This is a genomic window from Streptomyces sp. NPDC053560 (genome assembly GCF_044544605.1).
Classification (GTDB): Bacteria; Actinomycetota; Actinomycetes; order Streptomycetales; family Streptomycetaceae; genus Streptomyces.
In genome coordinates this window covers 636,655-660,340 of the sequence record NZ_JBITXI010000001.1, presented here as the reverse complement: position 1 = coordinate 660,340, position 23,686 = coordinate 636,655, and the positions used below count along the sequence as shown (strand labels likewise).

At 69.9% G+C, this 23,686-nt stretch carries 9 protein-coding genes; 7 read left to right on the top strand and 2 right to left on the bottom strand.

Going from position 1 to position 23,686, the window contains the following annotated elements; all coding sequences use genetic code 11:
• Position 1: 1 nt before the first annotated feature.
• Positions 2-754 (bottom strand): (Fe-S)-binding protein, encoded by a 753-nt coding sequence (locus ACIGQF_RS02640; protein ID WP_399704479.1) that lies wholly within the window; start codon positions 752-754, stop codon positions 2-4.
• A 123-nt stretch (positions 755-877) separates the two neighbouring features.
• Here ACIGQF_RS02640 and ACIGQF_RS02635 point away from each other — a divergent pair, with 123 nt between their 5' ends.
• The gene (locus tag ACIGQF_RS02635) at positions 878-2,182 is read left to right on the top strand and encodes an MFS transporter (RefSeq protein WP_399704476.1); all 1,305 of its coding nucleotides are present in this window, start codon (positions 878-880) and stop codon (positions 2,180-2,182) included.
• A gap of 184 nt (positions 2,183-2,366) precedes the next feature.
• On the opposite strand, the gene ACIGQF_RS02630 is transcribed toward ACIGQF_RS02635, so the two are convergent.
• Complete coding sequence (locus ACIGQF_RS02630; RefSeq protein WP_399704473.1) at positions 2,367-3,968, bottom strand: hypothetical protein; 1,602 nt, start codon at positions 3,966-3,968, stop codon at positions 2,367-2,369.
• A gap of 45 nt (positions 3,969-4,013) precedes the next feature.
• On the opposite strand from ACIGQF_RS02630, the gene ACIGQF_RS02625 reads away from it, so the two are divergent.
• The 6 genes from ACIGQF_RS02625 to ACIGQF_RS02600 all read left to right on the top strand — a co-directional run bounded on the left by ACIGQF_RS02625 (position 4,014) and on the right by ACIGQF_RS02600 (position 23,681).
• Positions 4,014-4,847, top strand: a complete 834-nt coding sequence (locus tag ACIGQF_RS02625) for an AIPR family protein (RefSeq protein ID WP_399704470.1) — start codon at positions 4,014-4,016, stop codon at positions 4,845-4,847.
• Between the two features lie 1,108 nt (positions 4,848-5,955).
• On the top strand, positions 5,956-6,714 hold the full coding sequence (locus ACIGQF_RS02620) for a 4'-phosphopantetheinyl transferase (protein WP_399704467.1): 759 nt from the start codon (positions 5,956-5,958) through the stop codon (positions 6,712-6,714).
• Entirely contained in the window at positions 6,711-11,864 is a 5,154-nt protein-coding gene (locus ACIGQF_RS02615; RefSeq protein WP_399704466.1) for an acyltransferase domain-containing protein, read from the top strand. Before ACIGQF_RS02620 ends, ACIGQF_RS02615 begins: the two co-directional genes overlap by 4 nt.
• Positions 11,861-15,094: a type I polyketide synthase gene (locus tag ACIGQF_RS02610; protein WP_399704464.1), complete on the top strand. Its 3,234-nt coding sequence runs from the start codon at positions 11,861-11,863 to the stop codon at positions 15,092-15,094. Before ACIGQF_RS02615 ends, ACIGQF_RS02610 begins: the two co-directional genes overlap by 4 nt.
• Positions 15,091-23,130, top strand: a complete 8,040-nt coding sequence (locus tag ACIGQF_RS02605; protein WP_399704462.1) for an amino acid adenylation domain-containing protein — start codon at positions 15,091-15,093, stop codon at positions 23,128-23,130. Before ACIGQF_RS02610 ends, ACIGQF_RS02605 begins: the two co-directional genes overlap by 4 nt.
• The gene (locus ACIGQF_RS02600) at positions 23,127-23,681 is read left to right on the top strand and encodes a carboxymuconolactone decarboxylase family protein (RefSeq protein WP_399704460.1); all 555 of its coding nucleotides are present in this window, start codon (positions 23,127-23,129) and stop codon (positions 23,679-23,681) included. The genes ACIGQF_RS02605 and ACIGQF_RS02600 overlap by 4 nt, the downstream gene beginning before the upstream one ends.
• Positions 23,682-23,686 lie beyond the last annotated feature (5 nt).

Genomic DNA, 23,686 nt, shown 5'->3' with positions numbered 1-23,686 from the left:
CTCACAGGACGTTCCCTTCCGTACTGGCCAGGATCTCCGCGAGATGGACGGGACGGACCGTCGAGCCCTGGCGGGAGAGCATGCCGCCGATGTGCATCAGACAGGAGTTGTCGACCGTGCAGACCGCCGCCGCGCCGGTCTCCTGGATGTGCCGGGTCTTGTCGGCGCCCATCGCCGCGGACACCGCCGGATTCTTCACCGCGAACGTGCCGCCGAAGCCGCAGCACTCCTGCGCCCCCTCCAGCTCCCGCAGCTCCAGGCCCTTGACGTGCGACAGCAGGGTGCGCGGCCGGTCCCCGAGCCCCAGCATCCGCAGCCCGTGACAGGTCGGGTGGTAGGTGACCGGGTGCGGGTAGTACGCGCCCACGTCCGTCACCTGCAACACATCGACCAGGAACTCCGTCAGCTCGTACGTCTTCGGCACGGCCTCCGCCGCCGCCTCGGTCAGCGCCCCGCCGCGCCCCTCCGCCGCGGCCTTCGCGCCCATGCGCGGGTAGTTGTCCCGGACCATCGCCGCGCACGACCCGGAGGGCACCACCACGTACTCGTAGTCGCGGAAGACCCGCGCGTACCGGAGCGCCAGCGGCTCCGTGGCGTGCCGGTAGCCGGTGTTGAACTGCGGCTGTCCGCAACAGCTCTGCTCCGCCGGGAAGCCGACCTCCACCCCGAGGCGTTCCAGGAGCGTGACCACCGCGCGGCCGGTGCGTGGATAGAGGGTGTCGTTGATGCAGGTGACGAACAGTGCTACGCGCACGTTGCCATCTCCTTTCGGCCCCACTCGGACCTGGCGGGCACCGGCCTCGCGGGGGCATGATCACCTGATGGCTCATCCTGCCCGAGCGGCAGGGTCACGTGAAGGACCCGGGAGCGGAGGCGCATGTCGAGCGCGGAGAACAAGATGGCCGACGAGGCGGCGGGGGAGCGGCGCCCGGTGTCTCCGGTGCGACAGCTCGCGGCGGCGTCCGTGGGCAATGCGGTCGAATGGTACGACTGGTACACCTACACCTTCCTTGCCACCTACATCGCCGCACAGATCTTCCCCAAGAGCGCGTCGAATTCGCTGGTGCCGCTGCTGTCGACGTTCGCGGTCTTCGCGGTGGGGTTCTTCATGCGGCCCGTCGGCGGGCTGCTGATGGGCGCGGTCGCCGACCGGCGCGGGCGCCGCACGGCGCTGACGGTGACCATCCTGCTGATGGGCGGCAGCAGCCTGCTGGTGGGACTGACGCCGACATACGCCGCCGCCGGCGTCCTCGCGCCGATCGTCCTCGTCCTGGCCAGGCTGCTGCAAGGGCTGTCGGTGGGTGGGGAGTTCGCCGCGTCGACCACATTCCTCGTGGAGTCCGCCGGGCCCGGCCGACGCGGACTCTTCTCCAGCTTCCAGTACGTCTCGACGACCATCGGGCAGCTCGTCGCGTCCGGCATCGCGGCGCTCCTCGTCGCGAACCTCGCGCCCGCCACCATGGACAACTGGGGCTGGCGGGTCCCCTTCGTGCTGGGCGCGCTCCTGAGCCTGGTGGGTTTCTGGGTCCGGCGCGGCGCGGAGGAGACGCGCAGTGAGGAGCAGGCGAAGGCGCCGCGCCCGGGCCTCTTCGAGGCGCTGCGCCGCCATCCGCGCGAGTCGCTGCTGATCTGCGGAATCACGGCGGGCGGCACGCTCGCGTACTACACGTGGACCTCGTACCTGCCGACGTATGCGGAGCTGAATGCCGGGGTGGAGAAGGCGGACGCGTTGCTGGCGGGCACCGTCTCGCTGATGTTCTTCGCGGTGCTCCAGCCCCTCACGGGCATGGTGTCCGACCGCTTCGGGCGCAAGCCGCTGCTGCTGATGTTCGGGATCGGTTTCGCCCTGCTGGTCGTGCCGCTGCTGAACCTGCTCGACGACTCCTTCGTCACGCTGCTGCTGGTGCAGTGTGCGGGCATGATCCTGCTGAGCGGCTTCACGGCCATCTCGGCGGCGGTGAACGCGGAGATCTTCCCAGCCCGGGTGCGCGCCGCGGGCATCGGCTTCCCCTACTCCCTCACCGTCGCCCTCTTCGGCGGCACCGCCCCCTACATCGGCACGCTCTTCAAGGACCTGGGTCAGGCCGGCCTCTTCCCCGTGTATGTCGCCGTATTGTGCTTGGTCTCCTCGGTGGTTTACCTCCGACTGCCCGAGACCGCCCACCGCCCGCTGGAGCGGTGAGGCCCCAGGGCATCGGCTACCTGGGCGGCTCCTTCTTCACGGGCGTAGAAGCGTTTATGCGGTCGGAGCTCCTCGTGGTCTCCCCAGCGGAAACTGTTCTCCCAGGAATTCCCCAAGGGGCGTGGGAGACAGGCCTCGTGCCGTGGCACGCCGGAATCAAAACAAGTCCGCGAACAACAATGAGTCAGGCAGAGCGCCGCTTGGGCCGCCGCTTGTGCTGCGCGGTGTGCGTGCGGACCCAGTCCTCGAGTCGGTCGATGGGGATTACCGGCATGGTGGAGGTGAACACGCGCGGAGATGCGAGGTCCCTGCTGGTCACGATTACGGGGAGTACCGTCCAGCTGGCCGTACCGCCTTCGATGCCGAAATGGGTCAGCGTCGAGGCCAGGTTCTGCCGGACCCACTGCACGCGGCGACCGAGTTTGAACTGGGCGCTTTCGTCGCCACGCAGCAATGCGTCGGCTTCGTTGGCCATCTCAATCGGATTGCGAGCCAGCTCGAAGTCTTTGGCCTCCGCAAGAATGATCACACGTTGTGCAGCGTGGAGGCCGAGAGCGTCGATGTCGCCCAGGTCGTGTCCCTCGGATGACATGAGCCGGCGGCCCGCCACCTTGTCGATGCCCCGGGCGGCTTGGCAGCATCCGCCGGTCTTCAGCGCGTCGACGGCCTGGGTCTCAAAAGCCTTGTTGTGATCTTGGCGGATGGAGCCCATCAGCTTCTTCATGGGCCGCGATTTGCCGCGGAGGCGGCCGGAGTAGACGAGGTCCATCCAGTAGGTGCCACTGGTCCAGAGATGGCGAGCTCCCCAGATCAGGTGGGGGCCAGTGGGACTTTCGATGCGCACGAGGGGGCGCTTGGCGTAGGACCATTCACGGTTGTAGCGCCACGGCAAGGCATCGGCTTTGACGGATAGGAAGGCGGCGCGAGGACGTAGGCTCAATCGGTCGAGGAACGCCTCTGCCTTGTCGTGGGGCCAGTTCAGAGCCGTACACAGATTGTCCTCAACGATCGACGCAGCGATGGTGAAAGGTTCGGTGGCGCAGTGTTCGTCGCCTAGGGCAATGAGCTCGCCGATGCCCTCTCCCAAGTCCGTGAGGCTGAAGCGAAAATCAGCGAGCATGGCTTCTTCCACTTCGGCGGCCGGCTTCTCTCGCTGAGGCGAGCTGTCGGGTGCGACGTGCCGTTGTGGTGCGGTTCGCAGGAGGGCTTCGGCTCGGGCGGCCGCGAGAGCTTGAGTGCCAGTCTCGTACCGGTCTCCTCGGGAGACACCGAGCCGACAGGAGGCCAGTATCGCCAGCTGAGCGTCGGAGAAGCCGTAGTAGATGGCGTCCGAGAGGGGGGCGCGAGAGATCAGCTCTGCTGCTAGAGCGAGAAGTTGGTCGTAGGTATCCAGGGTGAGCGGATGCTGCCCGTGGGCCGGCGTGGCGGCCACATACTCGATGAGAAAGCGACTTGCCTGGGCGGCCTCCACACGCTGTTGGCCGGTACGGGCGAGTTCCTCGGCCGGCTGGCTGGCTGCGCCGAAGCAGGCGATGCGCGCTGCCAGAGTGGTGTTGATGGTTGCGTCGTGGTGGATAAGCGACTCGTGGCGTGCCACCAGGCTTTGCGCTAGGCCGTCGGGCGACAAGGCGGCGACGATCTCGGCTATGCGCTGGAAGTAGTGATCCACCACCTGCTTCAGGATTTCGGTCCGGCGATCGGTCGGGATACTGCCCTGAGAAAGGCCGTCTGCGGTCAGGTACTGGCCCAGTTCATCCAGAACAGCGGCCGCGGCGGCCGGCTGCACCAGACGGGCACCGGGCAGTCGGCCAGAACGCAAAGGAACTCGCTGGTGGGGTTTCACATGCAGTATCTGCTTGTTGCCTGGTGGCGCGATCCGGTCAAGGAGAGCGTCCAGATCCTCGGCCGCGTCAGCGGCCTGAGCCATGCCGTCGAGCAGGGCCCGTGCCAGGAGGCGGTCGGCACCATTGCCGCCCCGGAGGCCGGCACCACCCGCGACAGAATCATCCGGGCCACCAACAGCCAGACACAACTTCCCGCCGGCGCCCTGCGCGCCACCGAGCCGATCCAGAAGGACATCGAGGAGAGCCTCGCCCACTCCGGCAGCTATTACTACGAACGCCGGGCCGGCTACTACCGCAACTTGGGCTTTCCGCTCGACCAGGTTGTCAGCATGGCGCGCCTGGCCCGCGAATTCACCGCGTTCGTCCTGCTCGAACCGCACACGGCACTACGGCACTCCGAAGCCCTGCTGCTGGACGACAAGCACTACAGCCAGATCTTCTCGCCCCGGCACGACCTCGATCTGTACCGACTCTGCCTGGACGTGCACACCCGCCTCCGACGCTTCCCGACCCGGTACGCCGAGGACAGACCGCTACTCGGGGAGACCGTCGAGAACTGGCTCTACCCCATGGCCTCCATCTCCGCCTACGCGCTGACCCGACTGCGGCAACCCACGGCACGGGACCTGCTCCACATCGACCTGGACCACCTCAACGACGAACTGATGGAGCGCATGGCTGGGACGCTGGACCAGAGCTTCAAGTCGGCCCTGCGCAACAACAAGGCCGGCGGCGTGGACCGCATCGCCCGCAACGCCGACTTCACCACCAAGCTCCGCCAGTCCGTCATCTCCCAGAGCCGCTTCCACGTCGAACGCTGAAGAAAGCCTCGCTGCCATGGCAGCGAGGCTCAGGCCGACACGGGCCACCCGTTGAAACCGTAAGGACCGCTGGCGGTGAGCCGGATCTCTTGGCCATCTCAGCAGGGGGACTGTGTCATGGACTTCCCTGGCCGACGCCGATGATCTGCGATTTGACCGTAAGTAGGCTGCTGACCTGTAGTGATGTCTGTTACTGGGGCTTTCAGCGACGTACGAGTTTGTGCGGCCGGGACTCGGCATGGACTCCCCGGCGGGGGCCGTTCTCCCCAGAAAATTTCCCGAGAGTCGCGGGCGGGCGGCCTCCGTTCGACGCCGGAAGTTCCCGCCAGGTCTTGTGATCCGGCCTTTCGGCGCCCGGCAGGCCAGGTGGTGTCGTCTGGGCTGTGGGAGCAGGGGGGCAAGTTCTGCCCCCGCCTCTGGCCGACCATGTTGGTGTACGGCAACAGCCGGGTGACCGCGGCGGCGGTGACCTTCGCCTGGCAGCAGTGGCTGCATGTCGTCGACAGTCACACCCGCGCCGTGTGGGCGGCTGGCTTTACAGCCTCTGTGGGGGGCTGCTCCGCGTCGCCTCGCCCCACAGGCCGACCTCAACTGTCCTGACGAGTCCGTCGAGGGAATCGGCTCGCTCTCTCATCACACGGGCGGGGGTCCCCGGCCTGACGGTCGAGGGTCCGGCCCGGCGTTCGCCTTCCATATGCCCTACCGGCTGTGCCGGGTGTGCTTCAGCGCGTCGCACAAGCCGTTGTGCTGTGCGGCCGTCGCGTTCTGGCCATGCATGGGCGGCCCCTTCAGTGCTCACGGGATGCTCTGCACAAGGAGTCGGTGGGAACGCCTGGCCGTCGTCGACACGGGGGCAGGTGGGACGCGATTCGGAAGGCGAGATGGGATTCGCGCCGACCGCTGGACACGCTGGCCACGTGAGTGACGTAGATCACGCGAAGGGTGGTGGATGGGAGGTGGCGGGAGGGTCGGAGCAGGTCGGGGGCATATGCGCGACGCGGCGTATTGGGTGGTGTCGTGAGGAGGCGGTGATTCCGCATCAAGGCGGGGCGAATTCGGGTCAATATTGCCGCCGGGTAGGTAGAGACTCCTGATACCGTCAACCAGGTTGACGATCACCTGGAGAGACGGGGGAGGGGTCTTCAACGTGCATGCTCGACTACTTGATTCAGGCATCAAGGGCTTGGTGGCGGACATCGTGCCGGCCGGCGTGGAAGTGGCTGAGTCCACTTGCGATGTGTCGTCAGGGGTCACTGAGCGCGAGCTAGAGTCGCTCGGATGGGCAGTGGCCGCGCGGCGGGCCGAGTTCGTGACGGGCAGAGCGCTGGCGCGAGAGGCGCTGAGCGCAGTTGGGGCGCCGGCAACGGACTTGGTGCGTACAGCCACCGGTGCGCCGGCCTGGCCACAAGGGTTCACCGGTTCGATCACCCATTGCTCGGGATACCGGGCAGCCGCCGTGGCTGCTCGCCGTGACGTACGCGCTCTGGGCATCGATGCCGAACCCCACCGGCCGCTCGCCAATGAGCTCGTCGCTGCCATCGCCACACTGGGAGAACGGCACGGATGGCCGGTCGCGCCGGGCCTGTGGCCGGAGACGGTGGCCTTCTCCGCGAAGGAAGCGGCATGCAAGGCCCTTTACGGGCTGGGGGCAGGCCTTCTCGACTTCGCGCAGTTGCACATCGAGTTAAGAGGGTTGCACCGGCTCGGTGAAGGTGCCTGGCACGGCACGTTCGACGCCCAGTTGCACCGCGCTCGCCGTGAGCCGGGGCTGCCGGCCGGCGTCGCCGGGCGTTGGCTGGTCTCGGACTCCCTGGTCCTCACCGCAGTCGTCCTGGAGGCGGCGGCCGGCACGGGGCGGTGCGCATGACGGACACGACAGGGACATGGGCGGCGGCGGACGTCGCGGAGTGGATCACGGCGTACGTGGCTGAGGAACTGGCCGTACCGGTCCGGGAGGTGGACCGCAACGCGACCTTCTCCTCGATGGGGATGAGCTCCCAGGCTGCCGCGGCAATGGTCGGGCGTCTGGGACTGCGGCTCGGTCGCGAACTGACCGTCGCCACGGTGTGGGCCGCCCCCACCGTGAACAAGCTGGCAGCCGCCGCGGTGTGCACGCAGCAGGACGCCGATACCGCGACCGGAGGGCGAAGACGTGGTGGCGCGGGTCCGGCCGAGCCACTGGCGATCGTCTCCATGGCAGCGCGGCTGCCGGGTGCCGACACCGTCGCACAGCTGTGGGAACTTGTCCTGGCCGGTCAGGACGCCGTCGGCCCGGCGCCAAAGGGGCGTTTCGCCGACGGCCAGGTGCCGGCGCTCGATGCCGGATACCTGCGGCAGCGACTCGATGAGTTCGACCACCGCTTCTTTCACCTCACCCCACGCGAGGCATCAGCACTCGATCCCGTCCAGCGTCTCTTCCTCGAGGTCTGCTGGGAGGCGATCGAAGCGTCTTCGCTGCTCCGTACGGGCCTGCACGGCAGCGCGACGGGCGTCTACGTGGGCAGCATCTGGAACGAGCACGGCGCGGCGGCACGGCCCGGGCAGCACACCATGCACACGGCGACCGGCTCGAGCCTCTCGATGGTCGCGAACCGTGTCTCCTACCTGTACGACCTGCACGGACCGTCGGTCACGCTGGATTCCGCCTGCTCGTCGTCCCTGGTGGCCGTGCACTTGGCCGCTCAGGCCCTGCGCTCGGGCGAAATCGACGCTGCCATCGTGGGCGGCGTCAACCTCCTCCAGTCGGCAGCCACCACGGCCGACCTCATCGCCTTCGGCGGACTCGCGCCCGACGGGCGCAGCAAGGCATTCGCCGACCGGGCGGACGGCTTCGGCCGGGGCGAGGGCGCCGCGGCGCTCGTCGTGAAGCGGCTCGTCGACGCCGAGCGGGACGGCGACCACATCTGGTGCCTGCTGCACGGCACCGCGGTGAACAATGACGGACACACCAATGGGCTGACCGCGCCAAGCCCCCGCGCACAACAGGCCGTCATCCAGGAGGCGCACGCGCGAGGCCGAACCGACCCCGCACAGGTCCGATTCGTTGAGACACATGGGACTGGTACGCCCCTCGGTGACCCGATCGAGGCGGCCGCCTTGGCCGGCGCTCTGAAAGGTGGGTCGGAGCCCGTTCGGCTCGGCACACTCAAGGCGAACATCGGGCACCTCGAAGGGGCCGCGGGTGTTGCGGGGCTCGTCAAGGCAGCCCTCGTCATGCACCACGGTGTCGTCCCGCCCTGCATCCTGGCCGGTGAGGTGAATCCCCACATCGACCTGAATGCTCTGAACCTGGCCGTGCCGTCCGCACCGGTGTCCCTGCCGTCCGGCGAGCCCGTCCTGGGCGGGGTCAGCAGCTTCGGCTGGGGCGGTACCAATGCGCACGTTGTGGTCGGCCCCCATGAGCGGGAGACCGCCGGCACGGACATCTCACCGGTGCGGGACGGCGTCCGGTCCGTGCTCCCGGACGGTGCGCAGCAGACCGGCGACGTGGCGTTCGTGTACTCGCCCTTCGGCGGCCAGTGGACCGGAATGGCCCGTGACCTGCTCCGGTCCGACCCGGTGTTCCGTGCCGCGGTGGCCGAGTGCGACCGGGGCGCGGCACCGGTGCTCGGTGCGTCCCTCATGGAGCTGCTCGTCTCCGGGGCCGACCTGGAACCGTACGGCGTGGCCGTGCGCCAGCCCGCGATCTACGCGATCCAGGTGGGCCTGACGCGCAGCCTGGCCGCCCGCGGAGTGCGCCCCGGCGTGGTGGTCGGACACTCGCTCGGCGAAATCGCCGGTGCGGTCGCCGTGGACGCGCTCACGGCGGACGAGGGCGGTCGTGTCGTCGCACACTACGCGGCGGCGCAGCAGCGGCTGGTCGGCCGGGGCGGCGGCATGGCAGTGGTGGGCCTCTCGGCCGAGCAGTTGGCGCCCTACCTGGAGCAGCGACCCGGCATCGTGGTCGCCGGCATGAGCTCGGCATGCTCGACGAATCTGTCGGGCCCGGCTGCCGATCTGGACGAACTCATCGCCGTCCTGTCCAGTGCGGGACACAAGGCCAGCCGCATCAACGTCGGCCTCGCCGCCCACAGCCCTGCCATCGACGAGGTCCACGATGACTTGATCGAGGCACTCGGGCAGCTCGACCAGTACCCGCCGACACTGCCGATGATTTCGGCGCTCGACGGGCGTCCGATGGCCGACGGTGCGTTCACCGCCGAGTACTTCGCCACGGCACTGCGCCGGCCCGTCGACTTCGCGGCCGCGTTGGCACACCCGATGCTGACCACCCCGGACGTCGTGGTGGAGATCAACGCGCATCCCATCCTCGGCAGCGCGCTGCGCGACAGGTTTGGCGACCACGCACGACTCCTCCCCGTGTACTCACGTTCCGGCAGCCACCTCGCCGATGTCACCGCCGCCTGCGGTGCGGCGGCCGGACTGCCCAGGGAGACGCTGCTGTCGCTGAGCGGGCACACCCCGGCGGCGCTGGCCCAGCGGTGCCGGGACGTGGCGGAGTGGTGGCCCGAGGACAGCTCGCCCGCGGCCGTCGCGCCCGCTCTGGCCGGCCTGGCGACCCTCCCGTACCGGGAGAGCGTCGTTGCGTCCGACCGGGACCGGGCCGTGGCCGAACTGCGTGCGCGGGCCGACGCTCCAGCCGGGGCGGAGCGTGTGCCCGCCGCGGCCGAGGCCCCTCGTACCGTCTTCGTCTTCCCCGGCCAGGGCGGGCAGTGGCGTGGGATGGGCCGGGATCTGTACCGCCGCGACTCGGTGTTCGCGCGGCACTTGAGGCGCTGCGACGCGGCGATGCGCGAGGCGTGTGGTGTGCGGGTCCTGCAACCGCTGCTCGAAGACACCGACGACGACACCTTCACCAACGTCGCGACGGCTCAGCCCCTGCTGTTCGCGGTGCAGGTGGCGCTGGCACGCACGCTGGAACACTACGGGGTCACTCCGCATGCGGTGATCGGACACAGCATGGGCGAAGCGGCCGCGGCCCACCTCGCCGGGGCGCTGACACTGCATGACGCTGCTGCGGTCATCGGCCGCCGCTCCGCGCTGATGGACGGCTTGACCGGTACGGGTGCCATGCTCGCGACCGAGCTGACCTTCGAGGAGGCCGAGACGGTATGCGCGGGAAACGAGGCGATGTCGGTCGCGGTGAGCAACTCGGTCCGCTCCACCGTCCTGTCCGGCGCGGCGGCCGAGATCGAACGGGCCGCGCGTGAGCTCACCGAACGCGGAGTGTTCAACCGGCCCGTAAGAGTCCAAGTGGCCTCGCACAGCCCGCAGATGGAGCCCATCCTGCCGCCACTGCGAGAGGCTCTCGCGGACATCCGTCCGACCGAGTCGACGCTTCCTCTCTACTCGACCGTACTGGGGCGGCCGGCCGGCGGCAGCGAACTGGACGTCGAGTACTGGGTCAGAAATCTGCGCGATCCGGTGCTCTTCGTCACCACCACGCATCAGATGCTGGACGACGGCTACACCTGTTTCGTCGAAATCAGCCCGCACGCGGTCCTCAGCCCTGCCATTGAGGAGACCGCCGCGCCACGGAACACACTGGTCGTACCCGCGCTGCGCAAAGAACAGCCGGAATGGCCGACACTGCTGAACGCGCTCGGACGGCTCTACGGCGGTGGTGTCCCGGTCGATCACGCCGCGGTGAACGCCGCTGGGCACGCCTTCCCGGTGCCACTGCCGTACCCGTGGCAGCGGGCCTCCGCACCGATGCTGACGAGCGGGGCGAACCACGGAAGTGCCGACCCCGTCGGCGTGCGGACGGAACTGCCGCACGACCCTGCGCTCGCGGTGCACGCCGGCCGGCTGAACTCCCTCACGTGGTCCCTCGCCGATCACGTGATCGACGGCCGGATCGTGGTCCCGGCCGCCGCCTTCGCAGCCGTTGCCCTGCACGTGGCCGGCTCAGCCCTGGAAGCCGGACCGGTCACGGTCCGAGGACTGGAGCTTTCGGCATCGTTGGAGGTGTCCGGAGAGGACACACCTCTGCAGACCACCGTCCGCACCCTCGGGACAGCAGCCCGGGTCGAGTTCTTCGGACGGGACGGTGACCCCTGGGTGCAGGTGGGGACGGCCACGGTCGCACGAGCCGAGGCTGCGAGCGCGCCGCTGGTACCAGTGGCAGGGAACCGGGTACCGGCCGAGGACCTGTACGAGTGCTTCGCCGAACGGGGAATCACCTTCGGCCCGCAGTACCGGCGGATCCGCCGGATCGATGTCGGCGCGGGCGGATCCACCGCCGAGATCGACTGGGACCCTCGCCAGGCCGAGGGCCGCCTGCCGGTCGATCCGCGGGTGGTGGACGCCGCCCTGCAGGCTGCCGTGGCGCCTCTCCTCGTGGGGCCGGACCGGATCGGCACCGACATGGCCGTGCTCACCACGGCCGTCCGTGAGATGTCCGTGCTCTCCGCTCCCGGCGCCGATCCGCGGGCGGTCGCGGTGGTCTCTCCCGGTTCCGCCGCAGGGACCTACGTCGCCGACGTGGATCTGATCAGCGACGGTCGCGTCTCGCTGCGTATCAGAGGCGTCCAGGCGCGCCAGGTACCGGTAGCAGTGGCGGACACGACCGGCGAGGACGCAGGGGGCCTGCGCCGGCAGCTGGACCCGCTCTCCGTGGCTGAGCGGACCGTCCGTGTCACCGAGGCGGTACGCGGTGTCGTCAGTGAAGTCACCGGCGTCCCGGCCGCGCAGGTGGACCCGGCGGAACCGTTCCACAGCCTGGGACTCAACTCGATCATGGGGCTGGAACTGCGCAACCGACTGGAGCGCCTGCTGGCCATCACACTGTCCCCGACGGTGGTCTGGAACTACCCCACCGTCGAGGCCCTTTCGGCCGAACTGGCCGACCGGCTGACACCCGATGAGACAGCGGCGGAGGACCGGTCCGGGGAACCGGCTGCGCCGCAGGCGGCCGAGCCGGACGTCCCGGCCACCAGGACCCGCACGGACGGGGGCGGCCTGGACGCCCTGCAACAAGAACTCGCAGAACTGGAAGCGCTGGTGGGGGAGATATGAGCGAGCAGGGGGAGTCCGACAGAGCGCTGAACACCGCTCTGTCGGCCGTCAGGAGTTTGCGTGCACGGGTCGATGAACTCTCGCGTGCGCGGCGGGAGCCCATCGCCATCGTCGGCCTGGGCGTGCGGCTGCCCGGGGGAATCAACACACCGACGGCCCTGCACGAGGCGCTGGCCTCGGGGTTCGACGCCATCGCCGAGATGGCGTCGAGCCGTTGGGAGCACAACGAGTTCTACGACCCGGACCCGAACGCGGTCGGGCGTACGCACATGCGGCACGCCGGTCTCATCGACGACGTGGACAGCTTTGACGCCGCCTTCTTCGGGATCTCCCCGCGCGAGGCCGCGCACATCGACCCGCAGCAGCGACTGCTGCTCGAAACCGCCTGGCACGCCTTCGAGGACGCGGGGGTGCCCGCCGACCGGCTGGCAGGATCGGCTGCCGGCGTCTTCGTGGGTGCCAATGCCAGTGACTACCTCACCATGCAGCTGGCGCGTCCGGAGACCGTCGACCTCTACACCGTCGTCGGCGGGACCAACTGCATCATCGCCAACCGCCTGAGTTATCAGCTCGATCTGCGCGGGCCCAGCCTGTCCGTCGACACGGCCTGCTCCTCCTCGCTGGTCGCCGTGCACCTGGCAGTGCAGGCGCTGCGGTCCGGCGAGTGCGACACGGCGGTGGCCGCCGGGGTCAACCTCCTGCTGTCGCCCGCCAGTACGGTCGCGCACTCCAAGGGGCTGCCGCTGTCGCCGGACGGGCGGTGCAAGACCTTCGACGCCGCGGCGGACGGTTATGTCCGGGGTGAGGGTGTGGTGGCCGTCGTCCTGAAGCGGCTGTCCGACGCCCTCAGCGACCGGGACCGCATCTATGCGACCATCCGCGGGTCCGCCGTCAACCAGGACGGGCGCACCAATGGCCTCACGGCGCCGAGCGGACGCGCGCAGCAGCAGTGCATCACAGCGGCGCTGAAAAACGCCGGTGTCAGCCCCGCGCAGGTCAGCCTGGTGGAGGCGCACGGTACGGGAACCAGTCTCGGTGACCCGATCGAGGTCGAAGCGCTTGCGGCGATTTACGGTGCGGCGCCCGGGCCGACCTGCCACCTGGGATCTCTCAAGACCAACATGGGACACCTGGAGGCTGCCGCCGGCATCGCGGGACTGGTGAAGACCGCGCTCGCCCAGCACCACCGGACGGTCTACCCGTCACTGCATCTCACCACGGTCAACCCGCACCTGCGGATCGACGGTACCCGGCTCGGCTTCGCGGGCGACCAGGTACGACCCTGGGAGGGCGACGACGAGCGGCGGATCGCTGCCGTCTCCGCGTTCGGCGCCGGCGGGACGAACGCCCACGCGCTCGTGGGGCCCGCGCCCGTGCCGCAGCCGGTCGAGGCGCCCGAAGCCGTGCCGGACGAAGCGCCGCTGACCTTGCGCATCTCGGCCGCGGCTCCCGCGGCCCTGGCCGAGCTGGCAGGACGGTACGCGGACCTGCTGGACGGTACGGACGCGGCGTACGTCAGGACCGTCACCGAAGCCGTCGACCAGCGCCGTACCGTGTTGCCCAGCCGGCTGTCGGCATCTGCCGCATCCCCGGCCGAGCTGGTCACGGTCCTGCGTGAAGCGGCCGACGGCGCGTCCGGCCCCGCAGGCGTGGTCGGATCCGCGAAAGGCAGTGGTGGCACGGTCTTCGTCTTCCCGGGCCAAGGGCCGCACTGGGTCGGTATGACGGTCCGGCTGCAGGCGACCGACCCGGTGTTCGCCGCGGCTGTACGCGAGGTCGACGAGGCCATGCGTCCGGTGCTGGGACGCAGTGTGCTCGACCTGATCGAGTACGGTGCCGACGGCCGACTCGCCACCGAGCACGTCCAGCCGGCCCTCTTCACGGTCGCCGTCGGACTCGCGGCCACCTGGCGGGCGGCCGGAGTGCAGCCCGATGCCGTCATCGGACACAGCATGGGCGAAGTGGCCGCGGCGTACGTCGCAGGCGCCCTGTCGCTGCCGGACGCGGTGACGGTGATCTGCGAGCGCTCCCGGTTGCTGGCACGCATCGCCGGGCAGGGCCGCATGCTCGTCGCAGGCGTCGGTCACGAGGCGGCGCAGCAGCTGTGCGGAGGGTACGGTGACATCTGCGTAGCGGTGGTCAACTCGCCGCACTCCACCGTGTTGTCCGGGGCCCGCCAGTCGCTGGAGCGGGTCGCGGCCCAGCTGGCGCGCGACAACGTCTTCTGCAAGTTCGTCGCGGTGGACGTCGCCTCGCACAGCCCGCAGGTCGACGCGCTCCAGGACGAGCTGCTGGCGACCATCGGCGGCATCCGGCCGATGGCCCCGCAGGTCGCCATGGTGTCCACGGTGTCGGGCACGCCCCTGGCGCAGGCGCCGTCCCCCCGCTACTGGTACGCCAACATGCGCGAACCCGTACGCTTCGCGCAAGGCGTGCAGGGCCTGCTCGCCGACGGCCATGACACCTTCATCGAGATGTCGCCTCATCCCACGCTCGTGGACGCGCTCGACGGGCTGTGCGCTGCGGCCGACGGGCCGGCTGCCGCCACCGGGTCGCTCCACCGGGACCTGCCCGACGACGTGGCGATGGAGCGGGCCTCCGGGTTCCTGTTCACCCACCGCCCGCGCGGTCCGTGGCCGCACCGCTCAAGGCTCCGGCCGGACCGCGCCGTCCCCATGCTGTCGTTGCCGACATACCCCTTCACCCGGGCCCGCCACTGGTTCACCAGCCCCCAGTGGACGAACCCGTGGGCGGACCGGCGGGATGTCCCCGCAGCGATTCCGGCCGGTTCGAGTGCCCCGGCCGAGCCGTCGGCGACGCCGGGCACCTGGACAGCGCGAGAGGTGACCGACACCGTCGTCCGAGTCGTGGCCGAGACCTTGGGGCTGCAGCCGGAGGACCTCGACACGGACGCGGGCTTCTTCGCGCTCGGCATGGATTCCATGCTCGCCACCCGGGCCAAGAACAGGCTGGCCCGTACCTTCGATCTTGCCCTGCCGACCCGCCTCATGTTCGAGCACCCCACAGCTTCGGAACTCGCGGCATTCCTCGCCGCTTCCGTGAGCGCGGACGACCAGGTGCGCGAGCGCGCCGGCAGCGCATCGGCCGAAGGCCCGGTCGTCGAGCACTCGCCCGCGGCGCCGGACACACTCGCCGACGACGACCTCATCAGGGCGCTCGAGTCAGAACTCGGACGCTCTCACCAGCCGATGCCCGGGGGACAGTCATGACCACCAACCTGCCGGACGACACCCGCCGGCTCCTGCACTCGGCGCTGGACCGGATCAAGTCGCTGACCAGCGAACGGGACGCCCTGCGCGCAGAAACCACGGAACCCGTCGCCATCGTCGGAATGGGCGCCCGCATGCCCGGGGGAGCGGACGACACCGCAGCCCTGTGGCAGCTGCTCGCCGAGGGGTGGGACGCGGTCACACCGTATCCGTCCGCACGGCTGGCGGACGTTCCCGGGGGCTTTCCCGACGGTGCGCCCCTGGGCGGCTTCCTCAAGGCCGTCGACCGGTTCGACGCCGAATTCTTCGGGATATCCCCTCGTGAGGCGCGGTACCTAGATCCTCAGCAGCGGCTGCTCCTGGAGGTCTCCTGGGAGGCCCTGGAGAACGCCGGCGCCAGGCCCACGACGCTCAAGGGCAGCAAGGTCGGCGTCTATGTCGGGGTGACCAACGACGACTACATGCAGTCGTTGCTGAGCCACGTGGCCCCCGAGGAGCTGGAGGCGTACGCCCTCACCGGCAACGCATCGACGTTCGCGGCCGGGCGGATCGCCTACTGGCTCGGCGTACACGGTCCGAGCCTGTCCGTCGACACCGCTTGTTCCTCGTCCCTGGTCGCGGTCCACCTCGCGGCGCAAGCGCTGCGCAGCCGCGATGCCGACATGGCGCTCGCCGGCGGGGTCAACGTCCTGCTCTCGCCGGAGTGGTACACCGTGCTCGGCAAGGCCAACATGCTGTCGCCCGACGGCCACTGCAAAACATTCGACGCCTCCGCCAACGGCTATGTCCGGTCGGAGGGATGTGGTGTGGTCGTCCTGAAGCGCTTGTCCGACGCGCAGGTCGACGGGGACCGCATCCTCGGCGTCATCCGCGGCAGCGCCGTCAACCAGGACGGACGAGCCAGCGGTATCACGGTGCCGAACGCGAAGGCACAACGGGAGGTCGTACGCGCTGCGCTCGACGCGGCCGGACTGGCGGCCGAGGACATCGACTACGTCGAGGCGCACGGCACCGGAACACCGCTCGGTGACCCGATCGAGGTGAACGCGCTGGCCGACGTGCTGTGTCCGCAGGACAGGAGCACTCCGCTGCTCGTCGGTTCCGTCAAGACCAACCTCGGACACCTGGAGCCGGCCGCGGGCATCGCCGGCCTCATCAAGGTCGTGCTCGGCCTCAACCACGACCTGATCCCGCCCCACCGGGGATTCTCGGAGATCAACCCCGAGATCGACCTCGACCGGCTGAAGATCGCCGTACCTGCCGACGGCCGGCCGTGGCTTCCGGGGGAACGCGTCCGGCGCGCAGGCGTCAGCTCGTTCGGTGCGAGCGGCACGAACGCCCATGTCGTCGTCGAAGAGGCACCGGCCCGCGTCGCGGACGACCTGCCGCGGAAGGACCCCGGCAGCTGCGTACTGCCGCTGTCGGCCCGCACCGCGGACGGCGTCGTGCAGCTCGCCCGGGAGTACCTGGCGCTGCTCGGTCCGGACCGGGGTGACATGAGTGGCGAGACGCTCATGGATCTGGCCTTCACCGCCGGTACGGCGCGCGATCACTGGCCGGTGCGCCAGGCCGCTGTGGCCGCCACTCCGGCAGACATGCGGAGCGAACTGCGGCGGATAGCCGAGGGGACGGCTGCCCTCGCGCAACCGGCGAAGCGTCGCCAGGGCCGCGTCGCCTTCCTCTTCACAGGGCAGGGCTCGCAGTACCCCGGGATGGGCGCCGACCTGTTCGCGTCCTCGCCCGTTTTCCGCCGCAGCCTGGAGCGGTGCGCCGGACTGGTGGACGGGCTGCTGGACCGGCCGCTGCTCGATGTCATGTTCGCCTCGGACGGCTCCCTCGTCCACGACACTCACTACGCGCAGCCGGCGCTGGTGGCGCTCGAATGGTCGCTGGCACAGATGTGGCGCGCCCTGGGCATCGAGCCCGACGTCGTCGTCGGGCACAGCGTGGGCGAGATCGCCGCGGCCGCGGTGGCCGGAACACTGGACATCGCCGACGCGCTCGCGGTGGCGGTCAGCCGTGGCCGTCTGATGCAGGAGCTGACCGAGCCGGGGGCGATGGCGGCGGTCTTCGGGCCGGTGGACGCCGTGCGTGAACTGCTGGCCGAGGAGCAGGGGCGCGTCGGCCTCGCGGCGGTCAACGGACCGCAGCACGTGGTGGTCTCGGGCAGCCCCGACGACGTGCACCGCGTGGTCGAACGCGCGACGGCGCGAGGCTTGCGCAGCAAGCAACTGGCCACCGGCCGGGCCTTCCACTCTCCGCTGATGCGACCGATGCTCGATGCCTTCGCGCAGGAGCTGGCCGGGATCACGTTCAGCGCGCCGGCCGTTCCGCTCATCTCGTCGCTGACGGCGGCGCCGGTGGGCGCGGACGAATGGAACGCCGCGTACCTGCTGGAGCACGCGCTCCGGCCGGTGGACTTCTTCGGCGCCATGACGGCCGTCATGGACACCGGCATCGACCACGTCCTGGAGATCGGGCCGACGCCTACCCTGCTGGCGATGGCCCGCAGGTTCGTGCCCGAGCAGCAGCTTCCCGGGGTATGGGGCGTTTCGATGCGGCCGGGACGACCCGACAGTGAGGTTGTGGCGGCCACCGTGGCGGAGGCGTACACCGCCGGCCTGGACATCGACTGGCTGCAGCTGTGGTCCGGACGGTCCGCCAAGATCACTGACGCCCCGACGTACCCCTTCCAGCGGACTCGTCATTGGTACGAACCGAGCCGCAGCGCGGGCGCTTCCGTACCCGAACGGCAGACCACCGGCCTTCCGCTGTCCAGCGGTGGACCCCTGCTCGGCACCCGGGTGCCTGCGCCGGGCGCGGGTGCCGCCTTCCTCGCGTCCCTGGACAGCGCAGCCGACCCGGCGCTGGCGGACTGCGTCATCGGGGGAGAGCCCATCGTCAACGTGGGCTTCTTCCTGGAGGCCGCCGTCCAAGCGGCCCGTACGGTGACGGACCGGGATACCGCCGGCCTGGCAGACGTCATGGTGCTCCGCCGCCTGGGATACGACGCGGAGCGGCGTCCGACGGTCATGCTCACCCTCGACCCGGCACCCGACGGAACGCTGGGCTTCGCCTACCGGTCCGACCCGGGCGATCCGGCCCTGGCCTGGCCGGTGCACTGCCGCGGCCGCGTGACCGGGGCGGCTGCCGCCCCGACGGCCGGATACGAACCGCTCGGCGAGCTGCCCCACCACATGACCGGTGGCGAGTTCTACCGCCAGATGTGGTCCCGCCGGCTGTACCTCGGTGACGGAGCCCGATGGATCGAGGAGGTCGGGTACGACCGGGACCGTGCTCGGGCCCGCGTCCGGGCCGCCAACCGCTTGGAGGCGCAGCGCTACGTCGTGCCGCCGGGACTGACCGATGCGATGTTCCAAGTGCTGTTCGCGCCGTTGACCGCCCGTGGCACCTCGGACAGCGCGTTCATGGTGGTCGGCATCGATGCGTTCACCGCACGTGCGGGGATGCCGGCCGAGTCCCTGCAGGTACAGGTTGAGCTGCGGAGTGCGGCGGACGCGCGCACCGTCGTGGCCGATGCCTGGCTCTTCGATGACGCCGGCACATGCTGGGTGTCGGCGACGGGCGTCACGCTCGCGCGGGCACATGCGGAGGTCCGGGCGAGCGACGCGCCGGCCGACGCACAGATCTGGGAGCCGGTGGCGGGGGCCGCACCGCTTGCGGACCCGGTCGTGCGGGACGCAACGCCGGAGGACCCGCTCACGACGGTGACCGAGGCGTGTGCCCGGTCCCTGCGTGCCGAGGCGAGCCGGCTCCCGCAGGACGAGCCGGTGCAGAATCTCGGGCTGGACTCGCTGATGGCGCTGGAGATCAAGGAGGCGATCGCGGCCCGTTGTGGTGTGGCTGTCCCCTTGGCGATGTTCCTCGACGGCGCGAGCATCTCCGAGGTCGCGGCGTACGTACGGGAGCAGACGTCCGGCAGCGCCGGCCACCGAATGCGGCCGGCTTCCGTGCCCGAGCAGGGGACCGCGCCCCCCTCGGACGCGCCGGCGCAGGGCCGGGAACTGGTCCCCGATCCGGAGGGCCGGTACGAGCCCTTCGGGCTGACCGACCTGCAACAGGCATACCTCATCGGGCGCTCGGAAGGCATGGAGCTGGGCGGCGTCTCGACCTTCTTCTACATCGAGGTCGACCTGGTCGGCCTGGACTCCGATCGCCTGGAAGCCGCCGTCAACGCGGCCATCGGCCGGCACGACATGCTGCGCGCGGTCATGACCGAGGACGGTCGGCAACGGGTCCTGCCGCGGGTCGACCGCTACCGGCTCGACCGCCTGGACCTCACGTCGGTATCGGCCGAGGAGTTGCCGGCGCGGCTGGCCGAGCGCTCCGAAGAACTGTCCCACCAGGTCTTCGACCCGACCGTCTGGCCCTTGTTCCACTTCGCCGTCACTGAGCTCCAGGGCGGGACGACCCGGCTGCACGTCGGTATCGACGCGCTCATCATCGATGCCTGGAGCACGGCGTTGCTCTTCGCCGAGCTGGCTCAGACGTACGGCGGGCACGAACCGGCGCCGGTGGAGCTGACCTTCCGCGACTACGTCCGGCACATCCGAGCGCTGGAGTCCGAACCGGCATACGCGGCGGCCCGGGAGTACTGGACGGACCGGATCGCGACACTGCCCCCCGCCCCCGAACTGCCGCTGGCGGCGGATCCGGCGGCCATCGGGCGGCCGGAGTTCGCGCACCTGAGCGCCACCGTCTCCCCTCAGCAGTGGGAGCGGTTCAAGGCACACGCGGGTGCCGCAGGGGCCACCCCCTCCGCGGCCATCGCCGCGGCGTACGCCGAAACCCTCGCCCGCTGGTCGGTGAATCCGCACTTCACCCTGACCCTGTTGTTCTTCAACCGAAGCCCCGTGCACCCCGAGGTCGGCGCGGTACTCGGCAACTTCTCCACCACCACGCTGCTCGAGGTCGACACCCGCGGCCCGGCGGACTTCGCCACCCGCAGCCGGCAGCTGCAGCGTCAGCTCTGGAACGACCTGGAGCACAGCGCCTTCAGCGGCGTGCAGGTGCTGCGGGAGCTGTCCACCCTGCACGGTTCCGCGCGGGCCGGCCGGGCGCCCGTGGTGTTCGCCAGCACGCTGAACTTCTCCTCGGGCGAGGGGCCCGCGTCTGGCGCACTGACCGACCACCTGATCGGGCTGACGGGCGACGGAGTGGAAGTCTCCTCGATGATCCGTACACCGCAGGTGTGGCTGGATCACCAGGTGATCGAGGATGCCAGCGGACTGCGCCTGAACTGGGACTACGTGTCTCAGCTGTTGCCGGAGACGATGGCCGCCTCGATGTTCGCGAGTTATCGCGCACTCATCGAGAGGCTCTGCGACGAGGAAAGCGCGTGGAGCCGTACACCGGACGTCGAGCTGACCGAGCGGGAGCTCGCCCCCCGGCGCCTGGCCAATGCCACGGAGGCGGAGCGGCCCACCGGTCTGCTGCACCACGGCTTCGAGCGGGCCGCACAGCAGACTCCGGACGCACTGGCCGTGGTATGTGGCCAGGAAACCATGACCTACGCCGAACTCGACCGGCGGGCCGATGCGTTGGCACGTCACATCGCGGCCAGGACAGGGACCGACCCCGAAGAACTCGTCGCGGTACTGCTGCCCAAGGGCGTTGAGCAGATCGTGGCCGTTCTCGCCGTCCTGAAGGCCGGCAATGCGTACGTACCGATCGCCGCCGACCTGCCCGCCGAGCGTGCCCGCCGGACACTGGAGCTGTCGGGGGCCACGCTGACCGTGGTGGACCACGAGGCGCGCAAGGGCCACTCGTGGCTGAGCGATGTCCCGATCCTGGACGTGGCCACGGACACACCGCCGCCCGGCAGCCTTTCCGCCGGCACGGCCGAGCCGGACAGCGTCGCCTACGTCATCTTCACCTCCGGCTCGACGGGACAGCCCAAGGGTGTGGTCATCGAGCACCGGGCCGCTCTGGGAACGCTCCAGGACATCGGCCGACGCTACGAGATCGGGGCCACGGACCGCGTACTCGGTCTGTCCGCACTCAACTTCGACCTGTCGGTCTTCGACGTCTTCGGTGTCCTGGCGGCAGGAGGCACCCTGGTGCTGCCGCGGCCGGAACAGCTGCGCGATCCGCAGGCGTGGTACGAGCTGGTGCAGCAGCACGGCGTCACCGTCTGGAACTCGGTCCCCGCCCTGCTGCAGATGATGACCGACCACCTGGCGGGCCACGAAGCGACCCTGCCATCGGTGCGCGCGGTCATGCTCAGCGGCGACTGGATACCCACCGACCTGCCCGACCGCGCACGCCGCTGCATGCCGGGCGCCGCAATCCACTCGCTGGGCGGCGCCACCGAGGCCAGCATCTGGTCCATCACCTACCCCATCGGCGCCGTGGATCCCTCATGGCCGTCGATCCCTTACGGGAAGCCGTTGGAGAACCAGCGCTTCCACGTGCTGGACGAGCGGCTACGGCATCGGCCCACGGGGGTTCCGGGAGAGCTGTACATCGCCGGTGACGGCCTCGCACGCGGTTATCTGGCCGACGCAGAGAAGACCGCGGCGAGCTTCGTGGACACCGTCCACGGCCGCATCTACCGCACGGGCGACTTGGGCAGATACCTGCCGGACGGCAACATCGAGTTCCTGGGGCGCGAGGACGGCCAGGTCAAGATCCAGGGCTACCGCATCGAGCTGGGCGAGGTCGAGGCCGCACTGAGCCGGACGCCCGGAGTCCGCGGCGCGGTCGCCACCGCGGTCGGCGAGACGATGGGCGCCAAGAGCCTGGTGGCCGGCGTGGTGCTCGAAGCGGACGGGACGACCGTCGACGCGGTCACCCAGAGCTTGCGGGCGCAGCTCCCCGCGTACATGGTGCCGAGCCGGACCGTGGCACTGGACGCTGTGCCGATCACCGCGAACGGCAAGGTCGACCGCCGCGCACTCGAAGACCATTGCCGCCGGTCGGTACGGCAGGCGGCGGCCGAGCCGCCGCGGGACGACCTCGAGAAGGCGCTGGCCGAGCTGTGGAGCGAACTGCTGCCCAACGCCCCACTCGGCAGGGACGACGACTTCTTCGCGCTCGGTGGCAACTCGCTTCTCGGGGTGCGGCTGATCTCCCGCATCCGGACCGGCCTGGGGAGGTCGCTCCCGCTCTCCGTGGTGTTCACCCACCCCACCCTCGCTGCCATGGCCGACGCAGTGCGGCACGGACGCACACGGCGGACGACGCTGGTACCGATGACGTCCGGCGGAACCGGCCCCACGTCGTACTGGATCCATCCCGTCGGCGGCGACGTGGTCTGCTACCGCGACCTGGCGCAGTCCCTCGGTATGCCGGTGACCGCGGTGCAGGTGCCGGACGAGGTGACTGCACCGGTCGGCCTCGCCGAACTCGCCGATCGCTACGCCGACGCCATCGCCGAGGACGTCACGGGGCCCGACGTGCGGATCGCCGGCTGGTCGATGGGCGGAGTGCTCGCGCTGGAGGTCGCCGAGCGATTGGCGGAGCGCGGACTCGCCGTGGCCCCGGTCGTCGCCGTCGACCTGATGGAGCACCCCGACGACCGCGGCGATGTCCCGTCCCGCGCACGGTTGCTGGAGTGGTTCGCCCGGGACGTCGCGCATATCGCCGGCGCGCCCGATCCGCTGGCCGGGCACGACCTGGCGGAAGCCGACGATCCCGACGCGGCCCTGGTCGACCGGCTGCGGGCCGGCGGACTGCTGGACGGTGACACCGACCAGGTGACGATCGACGGGCTGCTTTCCCGCTTCGTCACCAACGCCCGCGCCCTCGCCGACCACAAACCGGGGAGCTACGCGTCACCGGGCGTGCTGATCCGCGCGAGTGAGGGCGCCTCCGAGGCGGTGACCTCGGCATGGGCCACCCACCTCACCGGACACGTCACCGTCCACACCCTCGAAGGCGACCACTACTCCCTTCTGCACCCTGACCGGCTGGACGCGCTCGTCACGACGGTGCGCGCCGCCTGGGCCACTACAGACCACCGAACGGCAGTCCCGTCGCTCGGCTCACACAGTTCAGAGAGGAACTCATCGTGACCACGTTCACCCGCCACGACGTCTCGTCGGCCCCCGAAGCCGCACGTCCCATCATGGAGAACACCGCCAAGGGCTTCGGCTTCGTGCCCGCGCCGGTGGCCCTGATGGCCGAGTCGCCGGAGCTGCTCGAAGGCTTCATGAACGGCAACGCGCTGTTCAACAAGACCACCCTGAGCCCTCTTGAGCGCGAGGTCTTCATCCTCACGATGGCCACCACGGTGGAGTGTCACTACTGCGTGGCCATGCACAGCGCCATGCTGAAGCGCACCAACGCCGACCAGTCCCTTATCGAGGCCCTGCGCGCCCGCAAGCCCCTGGAGGACGCGAAGCTGGAGGCGATGCGGATCTTCACCCTCGCCGTGATGGAAGGCCACGGACATGTGGCCGACGAGACGATGAAGGCATTTTTCGACGCCGGCTACACCCAGCGGAATGCGCTGGAGGTTGTGCTGGGGCTGGGTGTCTACACCATCTCGACCTACGCCAACCGCATGACCGACGCGCCGGTCGACGAGCCGTTCAAGGCGTTCGAGTGGCACGCAGAGCACTGAGAACC